The following is a 2,090-nucleotide window of genomic DNA, read 5'->3' on the forward strand; positions in this document are numbered from 1 at the left end:
TCATAGCGCAGCGCGCTAGCGCTCATCCGCACCACCTTCAGCGCCCGCCGCTCGCTCAACCCCTTCTCGACCATGCTCCGCACCAGCAGCCTGCGCGCCGGTGCGGTCACCACTTTTTTCGCAACGCATCCTTGATGACGTCGTTCTCGAAGACCTGTTCTGCCAGTAGCTTCTTCAGGCGTGTGTTCTCCGCCTCCAGGTCCTTGAGCCGCTTGGCGTCGGGCACGCTCATGCCGCCGAACTTGCTGCGCCACAGGTAGTACGAGGCCTCGCTGAAGCCGTGCTGGCGGCAGAGGTCCTTAATGGGCATGCCGGCCTCAGCTTCGCGTAGGAAGCCGATGATCTGCTCTTCGGAAAAGCGCTTCTTCACGTCCAATCTCCTTGTCATTGAGGATTGGACTCCAAACCGCTTCGCTACTCAATCTCGGGGGGACGTCGCCTCTTCTCTATAAGGGCGGCCATCGCGATCAACTAGGACCTTACTCACTATGACCGCGGCCGGGATGGGGCCGCCAGTCGTCTGGATCAGTGTGACTTCTTCTTCGGCGGGGTGGCGGGGGTCAGCAAAGGACCGGGAATCGATACCATGGCTCTGAATATCCGACGCATCAACGGTGTAGATGTAACCAGGTTCGGAGAAGTGGTTGGTCGCAAAATCAAGCGCAACCTCGATCGATTTGGTGAACGACATGCAGCTCCCGCCGTACAGGCCGGCCATAATCTGATGGGCTCGCGCAGCGTTCTCAACTGTCATGCCCGCAGTCGCAGTTCCATCTGCATTGAACTGACCGTCCGCCATGATCGCGATCTCGGCATCACGCCCTCGCGGCTGCAGCACACCACCGAGCTCTTCATCCCCGCGCTTTGTCACGCCTCTATATAGATAGGTCATAGGGTGTAAATAGGGTGGGAATAGGGTGTAGAACGAAAAAAGGCTCGCACCGTTGAGTGCAAGCCTTTGATCGAATCACCAACATTGGTCGGGACGGCCGGATTTGAACCGACGACCCTCTGCCCCCCAGGCAGATGCGCTACCAGGCTGCGCTACGCCCCGATGATGCTGGCAATGTCCCCGCCTCTCAGCGGGCCGACGAGTATAACGGGTTTGCGTGAAAAATGGTTCAGCGGCGCAGCAATTGCAGCACTTCTTCCAGTTCCATCCGCGTCTGCTTGATGATCTGGTTGCTCAGCGCCGATTCCTCCCGCGCATCGGCACCTTCCAGGCGCAGGCGCGCGCCGCCGATGGTGTAGCCCTGCTCATAGAGCAGGCCGCGGATCTGGCGCACCATCAGCACATCGTGGCGCTGGTAGTAGCGGCGGTTGCCGCGGCGCTTGGCCGGCTCGAGACTGGGGAACTCGGTTTCCCAGTAACGCAGCACGTGCGGCTTGACGTCGCACAGTTCGCTGACCTCACCGATGGTGAAGTAGCGCTTGGCCGGTATCGGCGGAAGTTCTCGGTTACTGCCCGGATCCAGCATATGCCTCTACCCTTTCCTTGAGCTTCTGGCCCGGACGGAAGGTGACCACCGTACGGGCGGAAATCGGAATTTCCTCACCGGTCTTGGGGTTGCGACCCGGGCGCTGGTTCTTGCGCCGCAGGTCGAAATTCCCGAAGCCGGACAGCTTCACCTGACGTCCCTGTTCCAATGCTTCACGCAGCACATCGAAGAACGCGTCGACAAATTCCTTGGCTTCGCGCTTGTTCAGACCGACTTCGTCGAACAGCTTCTCGGCCATCTCCGCCTTGGTCAATGCCATTGCCTGCTATCCCCCATGCTTCCCGCTCAACCGCGGATCCGGGCGTGATGTTCACGCTCCATGGCAGAGACCGCCTCGGCCACCACCGCATCCACGTCGCGGTCCGTCAGAGTGCGCGACTTGTCCTGCAAAATCAAGCCCATAGCGAGACTCTTGAACCCCGGCTCGACCCCCTGGCCGACGTACCGGTCGAACAAGGTGACCTCCCGCAGCAGCGGCCCGACGGCGCGGCGCAGGGTGGCTTCCAGGTCGGCCCAAGCCGCGGCCTCGGGCACCAGGAAAGCCAGATCGCGGCGCATCGACGGGAAACGCGACAGCTCGGTCGCGCGCGG

General features: G+C 61.3%; 4 protein-coding genes, 1 tRNA gene and 1 pseudogene. All 6 read right to left on the reverse strand.

What is annotated here, in order from left to right:
* Positions 1-388, reverse strand: a pseudogene (locus tag ACE026_RS07420) (transposase); the annotation flags it as partial.
* A 30-nt stretch (positions 389-418) separates the two neighbouring features.
* On the reverse strand, positions 419-892 hold the full coding sequence (locus tag ACE026_RS07425) for a hypothetical protein (protein WP_486038562.1): 474 nt from the start codon (positions 890-892) through the stop codon (positions 419-421).
* An 85-nt stretch (positions 893-977) separates the two neighbouring features.
* A tRNA-Pro gene (locus ACE026_RS07430) sits at positions 978-1,054 on the reverse strand.
* Positions 1,055-1,121: 67 nt separating this feature from the next.
* Positions 1,122-1,478, reverse strand: a complete 357-nt coding sequence (locus ACE026_RS07435) for a MerR family transcriptional regulator (protein ID WP_019182707.1) — start codon at positions 1,476-1,478, stop codon at positions 1,122-1,124.
* On the reverse strand, positions 1,459-1,758 hold the full coding sequence (locus ACE026_RS07440; protein WP_005410432.1) for an integration host factor subunit alpha: 300 nt from the start codon (positions 1,756-1,758) through the stop codon (positions 1,459-1,461). The genes ACE026_RS07435 and ACE026_RS07440 overlap by 20 nt, the downstream gene beginning before the upstream one ends.
* 26 nt (positions 1,759-1,784) lie before the next feature.
* A partial coding sequence (locus tag ACE026_RS07445) for a phenylalanine--tRNA ligase subunit beta-related protein (protein WP_486038563.1) occupies positions 1,785-2,090 on the reverse strand: 306 nt, incomplete at its 5' end.

Source organism: Stenotrophomonas sp. AGC87 (assembly GCF_057333975.1).

Coding starts and splice junctions, on each gene's coding strand:
- ACE026_RS07425 (WP_486038562.1), bottom strand. CDS start 892: ATGACCTATCTATATAGAGGCGTGACAAAGCGCGGGGATGAAGAGCTC.
- ACE026_RS07435 (WP_019182707.1), bottom strand. CDS start 1,478: ATGCTGGATCCGGGCAGTAACCGAGAACTTCCGCCGATACCGGCCAAG.
- ACE026_RS07440 (WP_005410432.1), bottom strand. CDS start 1,758: ATGGCATTGACCAAGGCGGAGATGGCCGAGAAGCTGTTCGACGAAGTC.